The sequence below is a fragment of the Bradyrhizobium sp. genome, from assembly GCF_047605465.1.
GTDB lineage: Bacteria > Pseudomonadota > Alphaproteobacteria > Rhizobiales > Xanthobacteraceae > Bradyrhizobium.
In genome coordinates, this window is the sequence record NZ_JASGFS010000020.1 from 14,739 (window position 1) to 28,729 (window position 13,991).

Genomic DNA, 13,991 nt, shown 5'->3' on the forward strand with positions numbered 1-13,991 from the left:
CTGCTCTGTCGCCCAACGGTCCGATCAGCTTCGTTGCTGCGGGACTCGGCTCAGCAGGCACCTGTGACAAGCTGGCCGCACTGCAGCATACAAGTTGCGTGCCAGCTGAACCGAAATGAAAACTCAAACGATTTCAGATGATTGGTAGATGCCGCTGGAATCGCGGGGCGTTGCCCGCTCACGAATTTCGAGCATCCGGCTCAAAATTTAGACGATGGCCTCGCCTGCCCGAAATCAGAGCAGCAACGGGTCAGTCCCTCCAGCGACCGACCTCGAAGGCTTCGAGGTGCGCCCGGATGTCGGCGGGATCGAAGGCCGGGCCAGCAAAGGCACCAAACGCAGCGGGGGCTTGCGGAGCCTGCGCGTGGCCGAGAGCCGCATCGTAGAGATCGGGCCTGAACACGCTCATGGCCGTGTCGACGCCGTTCGGCGTCAGCCGCGCCTGCCCCCAGCGCACCATCTGCGCGTAGAGCCAGGCGGCCTGCACCGGATCCGGGCGCCCTGCTCCCTCGCGTCCGACCAGGAGGTAGCGACCGCTTTCGCGGACCGTGCCATCAGGCGCGATCTTCAGCCGTCCGGTGAGCGAGCGCTGGATCACTTCGGGATCGACACCGATCCGCTCCGGCCGCGCGAGGATCTGCGCCGCCTCGGTCAGGTTGGCGGGATCCTCGATGAAATCGGCGGCCTTCACCGCGGCGCGCACGAGTGCGGCAACGACGTCCGGGTGTTTGTCGGCCCAGACCTGGCGCACCGCCAGCACCTTCTCCGCCGCGCGCTCCAGGATGTCGGAGACGAAGTGCAGGATGTACCCGATGCCCAGATCGACGGCGACCGAATTCCAGGGCGCGCCGACGCAGAAAGCATCGACGTGGCCGCTCTTGAGGCTGTCGACCATGTAGGGCGGCGGCAGAACCACCAGGCGCACGTCCTCGTCCGGATCGACGCCGGCGGCCGCCATCCAGAACCGCAATTGATAATTGTGGGTCGAGAACGGAAAGGTCATGCCGAAGGTCAGCGGTTCGGCACCTGACTTCCGTCGCTTGGCGACCACCTTCGCCAGCGCCTTTGCCGTGACGAGCGGATCGAAGCGATCTCCCTCGATGTCCTCCATCAACGCGGCATGAAGCGCCGGCGAGACCGTGATCGCGTTGCCGTTGATGCCGAGATTGAAGGGCGCGACGATCGGCACCTTGACGTGGCCGAGCCCGAGCGAGGACGCGATCGCCACGGGCGCGAGCAGATGCGCCGCGTCGAACAAGCCGATATTGAGCTTGTCGCGGACGTTGGACCAGGACACCTCGCGCACCAGTTCGACCTCGAGCCCCTCGGCGGCGGCAAAGCCCTTGTCGACGGCGACGATCAGCGCGGCGGCATCGACCAGCGGGATGAACCCGATGCGGAGCGGAGCGGTCATTTCAGCATCTCCGACGCGGTGATGATCGACTGCGCGATCTCACCGATTTTCTTCTTCTCGCGCATCGCGGTGGAGCGCAGCAGCACGTAGGCCTCGTCCTCGGTGAGGCTCTTCACCTTCATCAGGATTCCCTTGGCCTTCTCGATGATCTTGCGATCCTCGAGCTGCGACTTGGTCCGCTCCAGCTCCTCCTGGAGCTTGGCGAAGGCGTTGAAGCGCGACACGCAGAGGTCCAGGATCGGCTTGATGCGCTCCTTCTTCAGCCCGTCGACGATGTAGGCCGACACCCCCGCCTCGACCGAGGCCTGGATCGAGGCTGAATCGCTCTGGTCGACGAACATCGCGATCGGCCGCCGCACCGCCCGGCTGACCTGGAACATCTGCTCCAGCACGTCGCGGCTCGGGTTCTCCAGATCGATCAGGATGACGTCGGGATCGACCGCATAAATGCGGGCGAGCAGGCTCTGCATCTCGCGGATATGGACGACCTGCGTAAATCCGGCCTCCCGCAACCCTTCCTCGAGGATCGCGGCCCGGATCGGGCTTTCGTCGACAATCACGATTTTGGGCGACTGTTCGGCGCTCATAGCTCACTCACCACCGGCGATTCATCCTTACCACGCCGGAAGGCGATGCAAAGGGTTGTAATTATGGGCAATTGGGACTAGCTGAGGCCTGTCAATCAGGCAGATCAGATATGGATCAGACGGCTGCGCCCAAGGTCAGCTTCGTGTCGCTCGGGTGTCCCAAGGCATTGGTGGATTCCGAGCGTATCATCACGCGCCTGCGCGCGGAGGGCTACGAGCTCGCCCGCAAGCATGACGGGGCGGACATCGTCATCGTCAACACCTGCGGCTTCCTCGACAGCGCCAAGCAAGAATCGCTCTCGGCGATCGGCGAAGCCATGGCCGAGAACGGCAAGGTGATCGTGACCGGCTGCATGGGCGCGGAACCGGAGCAGATCGAAGAAGCCTATCCCGGCGTGCTCTCCATTACGGGTCCGCAGCAATATGAGAGCGTGCTGGACGCCGTGCATCGCGCACTGCCGCCCGCGCACAATCCGCATCTCGACCTGGTGCCGCCGCAGGGCATCAAGCTGACACCGCGCCACTACGCCTATCTGAAGATCTCGGAGGGCTGCAACAACCGCTGCACCTTCTGCATCATCCCGAAGCTGCGCGGCGATCTGGTTTCGCGTCCAGCCAATGACGTGCTGCGCGAGGCCGAGCGTCTCGTCGGCGCCGGCGTCAAGGAACTGCTAGTGATCTCGCAGGACACCTCGGCCTACGGCGTCGATCTGAAATATGCCGAGAGCCCGTGGAAGGATCGCCAGGTCCGCGCCAGATTCCTCGACCTCGCACGCGAGCTCGGCGAACTTGGCGCGTGGGTCCGTCTGCAATATGTCTACCCCTACCCGCATGTCGACGAAGTCATCGCGCTGATGAACGAGGGCAAGGTGCTGCCCTATCTCGACATCCCCTTCCAGCATGCGAGTCCCGACGTGCTGCGGGCGATGAAGCGTCCTGCGGCGCAGGACAAGACGCTGGCGCGGATCAAGCGCTGGCGAGAGGAGTGTCCCGATCTCGCACTTCGCTCGACCTTCATCGTCGGCTTCCCCGGCGAGACCGACGCCGACTTCGCCTATCTGCTCGACTGGCTGGATGAAGCCGAGATCGACCGCCTCGGCTGCTTCAAATACGAGCCGGTCGCGGGCGCAACGTCGAACGCGATCGAAAATCCGGTACCCGACGAGATCAAGCAGGAGCGCTACAACGCACTGATGGCGCGCCAGCAGAAGATCTCCGCGCGACGGCTGAAGCGCAAGGTCGGCACCCGCCAGCAGATCATCATCGATGAGGTCGGCCCGACAGTCGCCAAGGGCCGCTCCAAGGCCGATGCGCCGGAGATCGACGGCGCGGTCTATCTTTCCAGCCGCCGTCCCCTGCGCGTCGGCGAGATCGTCACGGCGAAGATCGAGCGCGCCGACCAATACGATCTGCACGGCAGCGTCGCGGGATTCTGACGGACCGACGGTCTGCTGCGATCGATGCGGCGGCAGGCTTTCGCTTGCGGGCCGGGCTCTCTCATATGGCGGTTTGGATTGCCGAGATGTGCCGGGCCTGCACGATTCGAGACGCCCGCCAGAGACGGGCTCCTCACCATGAGGATTTGATATCTCGCCTCACGTGAGGGTTTGATATCCTGCCTCGCATGAGGGCTTGGTACCCAGCCTAGGGACGAGTGTTTGACAGCTCGCCACGAAACGAGACCTCATCCTGAGGGCCCGCCTTCGGGCGGGCGTCTCGAAGGATGGCCACAGGCGGGCTTCCAGCCAAGCTCTTCATCCGCGCCAGCCCGCTCGCAAGCCGGACAGGAAGCGAACGTGTCGCCGGGTTTATCGCCGCCTCACACCAGCCATTTCGGCACCCAGCGTTCGGGCCGCGGCGCGCGGGCGAGATCGGCCTGCGCTTCCGACAGACTTGCGGGCTCACCGCCGATGGTCGGACGCGCGTCGTATTCGAATCGCGGCATGACGCGGCCGTCGGCATAGAGGCCGAAACTCATCGCATACCACAGGCCAAGCTCGGGTCGGGCGCGGCGCATCTCATGGCGCAGGTCGCGCAGCAGGGACTCGATCGACGCCGCCTCCTCGAACGGCTGCGGCCCGCGCGTGAGGATGCGCGCTTCATACTGCGCACCGACGATCGCGACCTCGAACCGGGTCTTGTCCCATGCATTCTTGCCCTTGGGCAGATGCGCAGCCAGCCGCCAGCCGAGCTCGGCCATCAGCCGGTGATTGGCCCAATAGTCCTCACGATCCCGACTCCACTTTTCCACGAAGCCGCGGAAGTCAGGCGGCTCGAATGAGCCGTCCTCGCACGAGACGGCCTCGCCGGGCGGGCGGCGGGCGAGCCATTGCGCCAGTTCGACCGTCTGGCACTCGACCTCGTCGTCCGGCAACAGATCGCTCCAGGCCTTGTCGAACTGCTGCGAGGTCAATTTCGCGAGCAGCCCGTCGAGGGTCGGGGCCAGCAACTCGTAGTCGCCTTCCGACCCCAGGCCGACGATCGGCGGATTGTCGCGGTCGAGGCCCTCGCCGTACCAGCCGCCGACGGCCGAGCCGTCCGGCAGCCGCATGAACAGCGAAAACCGGTCCCGCAACGGACTGCCGTCGACGATCGGCGCATGATCGGAGAACTGGCCCTGCAGGGAGAAACAGCCGACGCTGCCCCAGGGACGCCCCTCCAGCCAGCCGGCAAAATCCATGAGCAGCGACGGCGCCTCGATGCCCGGCGGGAACGCGCCGCGAATGCTGTCGAGGTCGATGGGATAAGGCGTATCGGGCAAGGCTTGAACTATCTTTTTGGTCGCGCCCTTCTTGGTCTGAACCGTCGATCCGTTGGTTCGAACCAATTCGCGTCCTGCGATCACAAACGCGCTAGAGGCTTGTTGGTTTCTGGACCGCAATCAAATGAAATACAATCACAAGATTGGTATCCGGGTCGGACTTTGCGCGATAGGCACCGTATTGATTCTGTTCGCGCGCCTCGCTGCCGCGCAATCTCCATCACCTGATCAGGCGCGTCAATGGTGCTTCGGTTCCAGCGCGATCAACGACGACCAGCGCATCGCGGGCTGCACCGCTCTGCTGCAGACGGATCCATCGAATGCCGCCGCGCTCGCCAATCGCGGCAGGTCCTATCGGCGCAAGGGTGATACGCGGCAGGCGCGGACCGACCTCGATGGCGCCATCGCGCTCGCGCCAGACAATTCCGGTGTCTGGTTCAGTCGCGGGCTCGTCTATTCCGATCTCGGCGACCGCGACCACGCCATCGCCGACTACACGCACGCGATCGAGCTGAAACCCGACAACGCGAACTACTGGTGCAACCGCGGCAAATCGCTGTTCGAGAACGACGACTACGAGCACGCGATCGCCGATTTCGATCAGGCCATCAAGATCGATTCGAAGCTTGCGCTGTGCTATTTCAACCGCGGCACCGCCTATGCCCGGCATCACGAACCCGATCGCGCGTTCGCCGATCTCGACATGGCGATAAAGCTCGATTCGACCAACGCCGGAGCCTACGGCAACCGCGCGCGCCTCTTCCGCGACAAGGGCGACCGCGACCGCGCCCTGGCCGATTTCACCAGATCGCTCGACATCAATCCGAACAATGCCGGGGATGCCTATGCGCGCGGCGAGATGTATTTCAGCGCGCGAGACTATGCGCACGCGCTGGAGGACTACGACCGTTCGATCAAGGTCAATCCGAATTCTGCCGGCGTGTTCTATGCGCGCTGCGTGACGCACGCCATTCTTCGTCAATTGCCGGAAGCGCTGGCCGATTGCGACCAGTCGCTGCGGATGAAACCGAATGAGCCAGACATGCTGGACACCCGGGGCTTCGTCCTGCTTCGACTCGGCAAGGTCGATGCTGCGATCGCGGATTACGATGCCGCGCTCAGCGCAAGGCCCGGGTTCGACAACGCGCTCTACGGTCGCGGGCTCGCGAAGCGGAAGAAGGGCGACGAGGAAGGCGCCGCGCGCGATATCGCGGCGGCCAGGGCCATCAATCCCGATATCGCCGGGGCGTTCGCCTCGTCGGACGTTCCGTAGGGCATGCCGGCGCGTGATGCCATCGCAGCCGGCTGCATGATCGGAAATCCCAGCCGACCAAACGGATGATCACGGAGTTTTCGGCGACGACGGCTAGGTCTGCTACTTGTCTGCCCCTCGGGATGCTTCCGTCATCCGCGTGAAATGGATCAATTCCTTGTCCGTATTCGACTGGTCCCTGTCATAGACCTGTTCGATCCGCGGCAAGGCGTTCTTGACCCAGGGGCTCGATCCCCAGGTCTGGCGGTCACCCGCCAAGAGCTCGCGTCCCACAAACAAGTCACGCGGCCCGCCTGCCCCGACCAGAGCGTCGATCTGACGTTCCGCATCCTGCTTGCGGATCGTCTCCTGCAGGCCCGTCCCCGGCAGCGCGGATTTGCGTCCCGCAGCGATGAGCAGCGCGCCCTGGTTTGTCGCCAGCACGGCAACCGAGGGAGCGCCGGGCGTGACCGTTTCTCTCACGAACCGAAGCTTCCTCGCCATGTCGCCGGCATCATCGTGCCCGAGTTCAGCCTGCAGATGGGTCGAGGCGAGTTCCGCAACGCTCGGCATCCCCGCCCAGAGATCCGCAACGCCGGCGACGAGCGCTCCCGTCACGAGTGCCGCGAGCAACGCCCGAACGGGCCGGCCGGTGCGCGCCCCGCCCGAAACGCCGTGAGCATCGACCAGATAGCCCGCGAGCAGAATGAACGGCCAGGTCACGTGGATGAAAACGACCGGGTGCGACCGGCCGACGAAATAGCTGAACAATCCGATCGCGAGCACCGCGAGGTAGACCGCACGCTCGGTCCGCAGCGAAAACGGACCGCGGCCGATCCGCAGGCCGAACTGGAGGAACACCACTACCAGAAGCGCGATGGCCGCTGCCCACGCCGCCGGAAATCGCGGCATCGGCATCATCGCGAAGCCGAGGCCGACGAACAGATCCTGGAAGACCACGTATTGCGCGACGTCGACGACCTGGCCGGACTTCAGGCAAAGCCAGCCGTAAAATGCCAGCATCGCGGCGAGCGCGCCGCCGACGAACCACGCACAGGCGGCGATGTTGGCGGCCACGCGGCGTTTCGTGAAATTGGAGCCCGACGCCCCGTTCAGCAGCAGGAAGCCGAACAGCGCGATCAGAACGACCGCGCCGGTGTCGAGATTCCACCAGATCCCCAGCCCCGCAACGGCGCCGATCGTGAACGCCTTCAGGGACGAGCCTCCGCGCTGCCACCACAGCACCGCGAGAAAGCTCAGCGCAGGCAGGATCGTCCGCAGCGGCCAGTACTGGAAATATTCGTCCGGCGGAATCCAGGTCCACAACACCCTGTTCTGGACGATGACGATCCACAGAGCGACAGCGGTCAGAACGACCGGATTGCGGATCAGCGACCGTGCGAACAGGATGGTCGCGCACAGGCTGAACGCGACCATGATCGCCATGATGATCGAGTCGGCGAGGACCGAGAGCCCGACGAGGCGGAACAGCGGTGCCAGGAATTCTCCGTAGCAACCGTATTGGGGCAGTACATCGACCAGGCATGTTCCGCCGTAGCCGATCTGCACGACCGAGTAGAAGAACGCGTCAAAATGCCCGGACGCATCGCTCAGCGTATCGGCGCCCTGGATGCGCCAGGCCAGGCTGATCACGGTCGCGAAGCCGCACAACGCAAGCGTTGCGATGCGCTGAGCCCTGATGGTCCACCTCCGCCTCAGCGCAAGAAGCGAAGCACCCAAAACCACCGCCGAGACCCAGAACGGCACCAGGAGAATGCTGGACACGAGCGGCCTCTGAAATTCGTCCCGCGGCGTGCTCGCCACCAGCGCGGCGATGATCAACGCGATGCCCAGCCAGGTATCGGAGATCGGCAGAGGCCTGATGCGGCGGCCGATCCAGATCGCAAGCGCGACGATGACGGGCGCTGCGATCGTCAAGCCGACATACGCCAAGCGCTCGGCCGGTTCCGGGGCGAAAAATCCGGCATGAGCAAGCATCTTCGCGATTTCGGCAGCATTGATCGCAGGCGCGGGTGCGAGGCGATAGAGACCGAATCCCACCACCAGCAACGCGACGAGCGCGAGCAGGAGCATCTGGACGAAGCTCGGATCGGTCGACGGCTCGCGACGAAACGATCCGAGTAGATTGCGCAAGAGACCCGTCCCGGAAAACCAAACCGACCGCGAAGACACGACTTAGGCACCCTTCCCGCAAAACTGCAATTTTCGTCCACGCACAACCACGCCCGCCACTCCGCCGTACCGCTCCCGCCGTGCGATGACGATCCGATCGATCCCGGAAGCATTCCGCGCGAGATCGCCATCAGCGGAAACAAATCTTCAAGGACGAGTTCACCGCCGGCGTCGCGGTACCACGCGATTCAATGTGACACTATAGTGCATTCACGCAGAGGTCACCGACTCGTCCTAACTCTCCCCGCGCATTTCAACGCGAGCGAGGACTGAAGATGAGCCGCCTCTCGGACATGCTGCGCACGCAGCGCTTCGACGACTATCGCTTCTACCATCAGAGCACCGTCAACCAGACGCTGCACTTGATCAGCGCCGTGATCTTCCTCGGCTGCTATGCGCTCCTGTTCAGGGATCCCGCGCTCGCCGGCATCGTCGGCTGGCTCGCGATGCTGACGCGGCAGACCGGACATTTCTTCTTCGAGCCGAACGGATACGACGCCGTCAACGACGTCAGCAACGACTACAAGGAAGCCGTGAAGGTTGGCTACAACCAGACGCGCAAGATCGTCCTGCTGCTGTTCTGGGGCAGCGCGCCGCTGGTGCTCTGCGCAGTGCCGACATTGTTCGGCCTGTTCGATCCTCCCGCCTCGCGCCTCGACTTCGTCCGCCATGTCGGCGCGCTCTGGCTCGCGATCGGCATCGGCGCGGGCCTCGCGCGCATGCTCCAGCTCTTCGCCACGCGCGACATCACGACCGGGCTGGTCTGGGTGTTCAAGGTGCTGACCGATCCCTTACACAACATCGTGCTGTACTGGAAATCGCCGCTCAAGCTGATGCGCGGCGAACTCATCGACACCGCGATCGCGGATGCCGATTGGGGCGAGGATGACGCCGAAGAGGCCGCGCATCTGACCTGACGATTCTACGCCCGGGCTGTGGACCCGCTTGACAAGGCCTGCCCTTCGGCTGTAGGGACGCGACCCATGATCAACTCTCGGACCCACCGCCGCGCAGCTTTCCGTCGTCGCACCCGCGACGATGATGGGTTGCGCCATGTCCGACGACACCGCTGATCACCTGAATTCAGCAGAGTTTTCGAGAAGGCCGCACCCGCAAAGTGCGGCCTTTCTGCTTTTCGCGCGCCTTTTCCACCCGCCCCCAGAGGAGTTCGACATGACCACCGCCACCCATCCGTATGACGCGCTGATGGACATCACTGCACGGCCCAAGGCCGTGTTCGTCCGTGGCGCCGGTTCATACCTCTGGGACGACAGGCGTAAGCGCTATCTGGACTTCGTGCAGGGCTGGGCCGTGAACTGCCTCGGCCACTCCCCGCCCGCGATCGCCGACGCACTTGCCGCACAGGCCAAGCGGCTGCTGACGCCGAGCCCGGCCTTCTACAACGAGCCGAGCCTCAAGCTGGCGCAGGCGCTCGTTGCAAACAGCGCGTTCGACCAGGTCTTCTTCGCCAATTCCGGTGCCGAAGCCAACGAGGGCGCGATCAAGCTCGCGCGCAAATACGGCAGCCTGCACAAGGGCGGCGCATTCGAGATCATCAGCTTCGAAGGCGGCTTTCACGGCCGCACGCTGGCGACCATGTCGGCCTCGGGCAAGAAGGCGTTCGAGCCGCTGTTCGAACCGAAGGTCGCCGGCTTCAAGAAAGCGAAGCTCAATGACATCGCCTCGGTCGAGAAGCTCATCAACGACAACACCGTCGCCGTCATGCTCGAGCCGATCCAGGGCGAGTCGGGCGTGTGGCCCGCAACCGATCGGTTCCTGAGAGAGTTGCGCGCGCTCACCAAGGCGCACGGCCTGCTCCTGATCTTCGACGAGATCCAGACCGGCATGGGGCGGACCGGAAAACTGTTTCACTACGAGCACACCGGTATCGCGCCCGACATCATGACACTCGGCAAGGGCATCGGCGGCGGCGTGCCGCTCGCGGCGCTGCTCGCGACCGACCGCGCATCCTGCTTCGAGCATGGAGACCAGGGCGGCACGTTCAACGGCAACCCGATCATGTGCGCGGCCGGGCTTGCGGTGCTGGAGCAGGTCGGCAAGCCCGACTTCCTGAAAGCGGTCACCGGCGCCGGCCTGCTGCTCGAAAGCGAATTGCAGAAGGTCTCGGCCCGGCATGGCCTCGGCGGCGTACGGGGACGCGGCCTGTTGCTGGCGCTCGACCTCCGGCTGCCGATCGCTCCCGGGATCGTCGCGCAGGCCTTCGAGGCCGGCGTGCTCCTGAACGCACCGCAGGTCGATACGTTGCGTTTCATGCCGGCACTCGACGTCACGCGAGCCGAGATCGCCGAGATGATCGATTGTCTCGACGGTATCTTGACGAAAGCGGGCGCGGCAAGGCGCGTCGCATAGGACACCGCTCCACGCTGTTCTGGATGGCCGGGTTTGCTCCAGCCATCCAGAATTCCGGATCGGTCATACGTGATCGACCGGGTCACGGACGGCAAGCCGATGCGAAGCCATGTGCGCGAGCAGCCCATGCGACAGCGAGCGCGGCAAGAAGCAGCACCAGCACGCTCCACGGAAAGGCGGACACGCCGAACGACTTGAGGAGAATGCCGCCGAGGATACCGCCTCCCGCGATGGCGACGTTCCACACCGTGACGATCATGGATTGGGCCACGTCGGTCGCCTCCCCCGCCGTCCTCGCGGACGCGGTCTGAAAGAGCGTGGCCACGCCGCCGAAAGCCAGTCCCCACAGGGCGACAGACACATAGACGACGGCCGGCACCGTACCGGCGATGCCGAGCGCCAGCGCGGAAAGGCCGAACAGAATCGCGCTCGCCAGCACCAGTTCGCGAAGCCATCGGTCGATCAGCACGCCGACGATCCAGATGCCCGGCAGCGCCGCGACGCCGAAGACCAGCAGCACGAGGTCGATCTGTTCCGCAATGCCGGCCGCCACGAGAAACGGCGCGATGTAGGTGTAGAGAATGTTGTGGGCGAGCACATAAGCGAGCGTCACGAACAGGACCGGGCGCACACCCGGCAGGGTGAACACCAGCCGTAGCGCGAAGCCCTTCCCGCGCGCCTGTCCCGGATAGTCAGGCACGCGAGCCAGCACCCAAAGGACGAGGATGACGGTCAGCACGCTCATGAGACCGAAGGCGACGCGCCAGCCGAAGGCCGTCCCGAGGAAGGTGCCGGACGGGATGCCGAGCGAGAGCGCGACCGGCGTCCCTGCCATGGCGACCGCAATCGCGCGACCCTTCAAATGCGCGGGCACCATGCGCGCGGCGTAACCCGCGACCAGCGCCCAAAGCAGTCCGGCGAACACCCCGGCGCAGAAACGGGCGACCAATGTGATCGCGTAGCTCGTCGAGATTGCCGTCACCGTGTTGACGATGGCAAATCCGGCAATGGCCACGAGCAGCAACGGCCGACGTCGCCACTCCTGCGTGAGGGTCGTCAACGGGATGGCGGCGACGAGCGAGCCGATCGCGTAGATGGTGACGAGCTGGCCAACCAGCGCCTCCGACACCTCCAGACTTGCCGCCATCTGCGGCAGCAGCCCCGCCGGCAGAGCTTCGGTCAGAATGGTGATGAATGCCGCCATGGCGAGCGCCAGCAGGGCCGCGAGGGGAAGTCGATCGTTCGCAGAAGACGTCTCCGCCTTGTCGTTGAGGGCAATAGTGCCGGTCGTCTTGTTCATTGATCCGCCTGAACCTTGTCTGGGAAGCCGCCGGCGGACGCGACGACCCGAAAGGCCGGCACACTCCGCCGATGGCGGCATTGCCCGAAGGCTAGACGCGCTTTCGTTTGCGGATAATATAGCTATAGTTCAGAACACTTCTGACAGAATTGTCACTAATCGAATTGGTCTGATGGATCGCTTTGGCTCGCTGAACGCCTTCATCCAGGCAGCGGAGACGCGCAGTTTCACCGCCGCAGGGCAAAAACTCGGCGTCTCGTCGTCGGCGATCAGCAAGGCGGTCGCCCGGCTCGAAGAGCGGCTCGGCGTCCGCCTCTTCCACCGCTCGACGCGCACCGTCACGCTGACGCCGGAGGGCGCGCTGTTCCTCGAACGCTGCCGTCGCATTTTCTGCGAGATCGAAGCGGCCGAGCTGGAGCTGTCGCAAACGCAGGGCACGCCACGCGGCAAGCTGCGGGTGAGCCTGCCGCTGGTCGGCATGCTGATGATGCCGACGCTCGGCGCCTTCATGCGGGCATGGCCCGACATCGAACTCGATCTCGACTTCACCGATCGCGTGGTGGACGTGATCGAGGAAGGCTTCGATGCCGTGGTGCGGACCGGCGAAGTCAGCGACTCCCGGCTGATGACGCGCACGCTTGGAACGTTCCGCTACAAGCTCGTCGGCTCGCCGGCCTATCTTGCCGAGCACGGCACGCCGGAAACGCCCGCAGACCTCTCAACCCATCGCGGTCTGCGCCATCTCTATCCGAGCACCGGCAAGATCGAGGACTGGCCCTTGCATGGCACCGACGGCCCCGCGCCGGCCGACATCCGGACCGCGACCGTCGCCAGCACCATCGAACCGCTGATCGATCTTGCCGAACAGGGGATCGGCCTCGCCTGCCTGCCTGATTTCGCGATACGCAACCAGCTTGCCGAGGGCACACTGGTGAGCGTGCTCGACGATACGGTCAGGCACAGCGGCACCTTCCGCATCCTCTGGCCGTCCAGCCGTCACCTCTCCCCCAAGCTCCGCGCCTTCGTGGACTTCATGTCCGAGAACCTGTTCAGGGCGGGTTGAGGCGGCGGCGACGCGGCCGCTTACGGCTTCAGAATCGAAGCGCCCGTCGTGTTGCGGCTTTCGAGATCGATATGCGCCTTGGCGGCGTCCTTCAGCGCGTAGGCATGGTTGATCGGCACGTGCAGCTTGCCGTTGATGACGGCGGCGAACAGGGTGTCGGCGCCCTCCAGCAGTTCCGAACGCTTGCCGATATAGTCATTGAGCTTCGGCCTCGTCGCGAACAGCGAGCCGTGATTGTTGAGCTCGGCGATCGCGAACGGCGGCACCGGTCCCGATGCATTGCCGAACGAGACGAACATGCCGCGCGGCTTCAGGCACGACAACGAGCCGGGGAATGTAGCCTTGCCGACGCCGTCATAGACGACGTCGCAGCCCTCGTTGCGGCTGATCTGCTTGACGCGCGCCACGAAGTCCTCCTCGTTGTAGAGGATGACGTGATCGCAGCCGTTGGCTTCGGCGAGTTCGGCCTTCGCGCGCGAGCCGACCGTGCCGATGACATGGGCCCCGAGCGCCCTCGCCCACTGGCACGCCAGCAGGCCGATGCCGCCGGCCGCGGCATGGATCAGCACGCGATGATGCGGCTCGACCTTGAAGGTCTTGTGCAGGAGATACCAGACCGTGAGGCCCTTGAGCATCAGCACCGCGCCCTGCTCGTAGGTGATGTGGTCGGGCAGCTTGACCAGCCGCTCCCAGGGAATGTTGCGCTCGGAAGCATAGGCGCCGAGGTTGTGATAGTAGGCGACGCGATCACCGGGATGGAAATTCGTGACGCCGGGTCCGACCGCGACGATCTCGCCCGCAGCCTCGTTGCCCGCGATGAACGGAAGGCCCGGCGCCTTGTACAGGCCCGTGCGGTAGTAGACGTCGATGAAGTTCAAGCCGACCGCATGCTGGCGGATGCGCACCTCGCCGGGTCCCGGCGCCGGCACTTCGACGCTCTCGTAGACCAGGGCCTCGGGGCCTCCGACCTTGTGCACACGAACGGCTTTGGTCATCGCCTGACCTCCTCTTCTCGCGGGTCAGCCAAAGACATCGCACCCGCCTTGTCAAC

At 64.6% G+C, this 13,991-nt stretch carries 11 protein-coding genes; 5 read left to right on the plus strand and 6 right to left on the minus strand.

All coding sequences use genetic code 11. The features are described from left to right. Nucleotides 1–250: 250 nt before the first annotated feature. A complete protein-coding gene (locus tag QM712_RS17355; protein ID WP_415024343.1) occupies nt 251–1,414 on the minus strand; it encodes a CmpA/NrtA family ABC transporter substrate-binding protein in 1,164 nt (387 codons plus the stop codon). Continuing rightward, complete coding sequence (locus QM712_RS17360) at nt 1,411–2,001, minus strand: ANTAR domain-containing response regulator (protein ID WP_415024344.1); 591 nt, start codon at nt 1,999–2,001, stop codon at nt 1,411–1,413. The genes QM712_RS17355 and QM712_RS17360 overlap by 4 nt, the downstream gene beginning before the upstream one ends. Nucleotides 2,002–2,111: 110 nt before the next feature. Between QM712_RS17360 and rimO the strand changes: the two genes are divergently transcribed. Beyond that, nucleotides 2,112–3,437 (plus strand): 30S ribosomal protein S12 methylthiotransferase RimO, encoded by a 1,326-nt coding sequence (gene rimO / locus QM712_RS17365; protein WP_415024345.1) that lies wholly within the window; start codon nt 2,112–2,114, stop codon nt 3,435–3,437. 383 nt (nt 3,438–3,820) lie between these two features. Here the strand turns inward: rimO and QM712_RS17370 are convergent, their stop codons facing one another. Next, a complete protein-coding gene (locus QM712_RS17370) occupies nt 3,821–4,762 on the minus strand; it encodes a hypothetical protein (protein WP_415024346.1) in 942 nt (313 codons plus the stop codon). Nucleotides 4,763–4,886: 124 nt separating this feature from the next. On the opposite strand from QM712_RS17370, the gene QM712_RS17375 reads away from it, so the two are divergent. Then, a complete protein-coding gene (locus QM712_RS17375; RefSeq protein WP_415024347.1) occupies nt 4,887–6,035 on the plus strand; it encodes a tetratricopeptide repeat protein in 1,149 nt (382 codons plus the stop codon). Nucleotides 6,036–6,137: 102 nt separating this feature from the next. Here the strand turns inward: QM712_RS17375 and QM712_RS17380 are convergent, their stop codons facing one another. After that, entirely contained in the window at nt 6,138–8,168 is a 2,031-nt protein-coding gene (locus tag QM712_RS17380; RefSeq protein WP_415024348.1) for a hypothetical protein, read from the minus strand. A 314-nt stretch (nt 8,169–8,482) separates the two neighbouring features. Here QM712_RS17380 and QM712_RS17385 point away from each other — a divergent pair, with 314 nt between their 5' ends. Further along, nucleotides 8,483–9,124: a hypothetical protein gene (locus QM712_RS17385; protein WP_415024349.1), complete on the plus strand. Its 642-nt coding sequence runs from the start codon at nt 8,483–8,485 to the stop codon at nt 9,122–9,124. A 256-nt stretch (nt 9,125–9,380) separates the two neighbouring features. Beyond that, on the plus strand, nt 9,381–10,577 hold the full coding sequence (locus QM712_RS17390; RefSeq protein ID WP_415024350.1) for an acetylornithine transaminase: 1,197 nt from the start codon (nt 9,381–9,383) through the stop codon (nt 10,575–10,577). An 82-nt stretch (nt 10,578–10,659) separates the two neighbouring features. Here QM712_RS17390 and QM712_RS17395 read toward each other — a convergent pair whose 3' ends face one another. Next, entirely contained in the window at nt 10,660–11,877 is a 1,218-nt protein-coding gene (locus QM712_RS17395; RefSeq protein ID WP_415024351.1) for an MFS transporter, read from the minus strand. Between the two features lie 172 nt (nt 11,878–12,049). Between QM712_RS17395 and QM712_RS17400 the strand changes: the two genes are divergently transcribed. Then, nucleotides 12,050–12,940, plus strand: coding sequence for a LysR family transcriptional regulator (locus tag QM712_RS17400; RefSeq protein ID WP_415024352.1), 891 nt, complete (start codon nt 12,050–12,052; stop codon nt 12,938–12,940). A gap of 20 nt (nt 12,941–12,960) precedes the next feature. Here QM712_RS17400 and QM712_RS17405 read toward each other — a convergent pair whose 3' ends face one another. Next, nucleotides 12,961–13,935: a quinone oxidoreductase family protein gene (locus QM712_RS17405; RefSeq protein WP_415024353.1), complete on the minus strand. Its 975-nt coding sequence runs from the start codon at nt 13,933–13,935 to the stop codon at nt 12,961–12,963. Between the last annotated feature and the right edge of the window lie 56 nt (nt 13,936–13,991).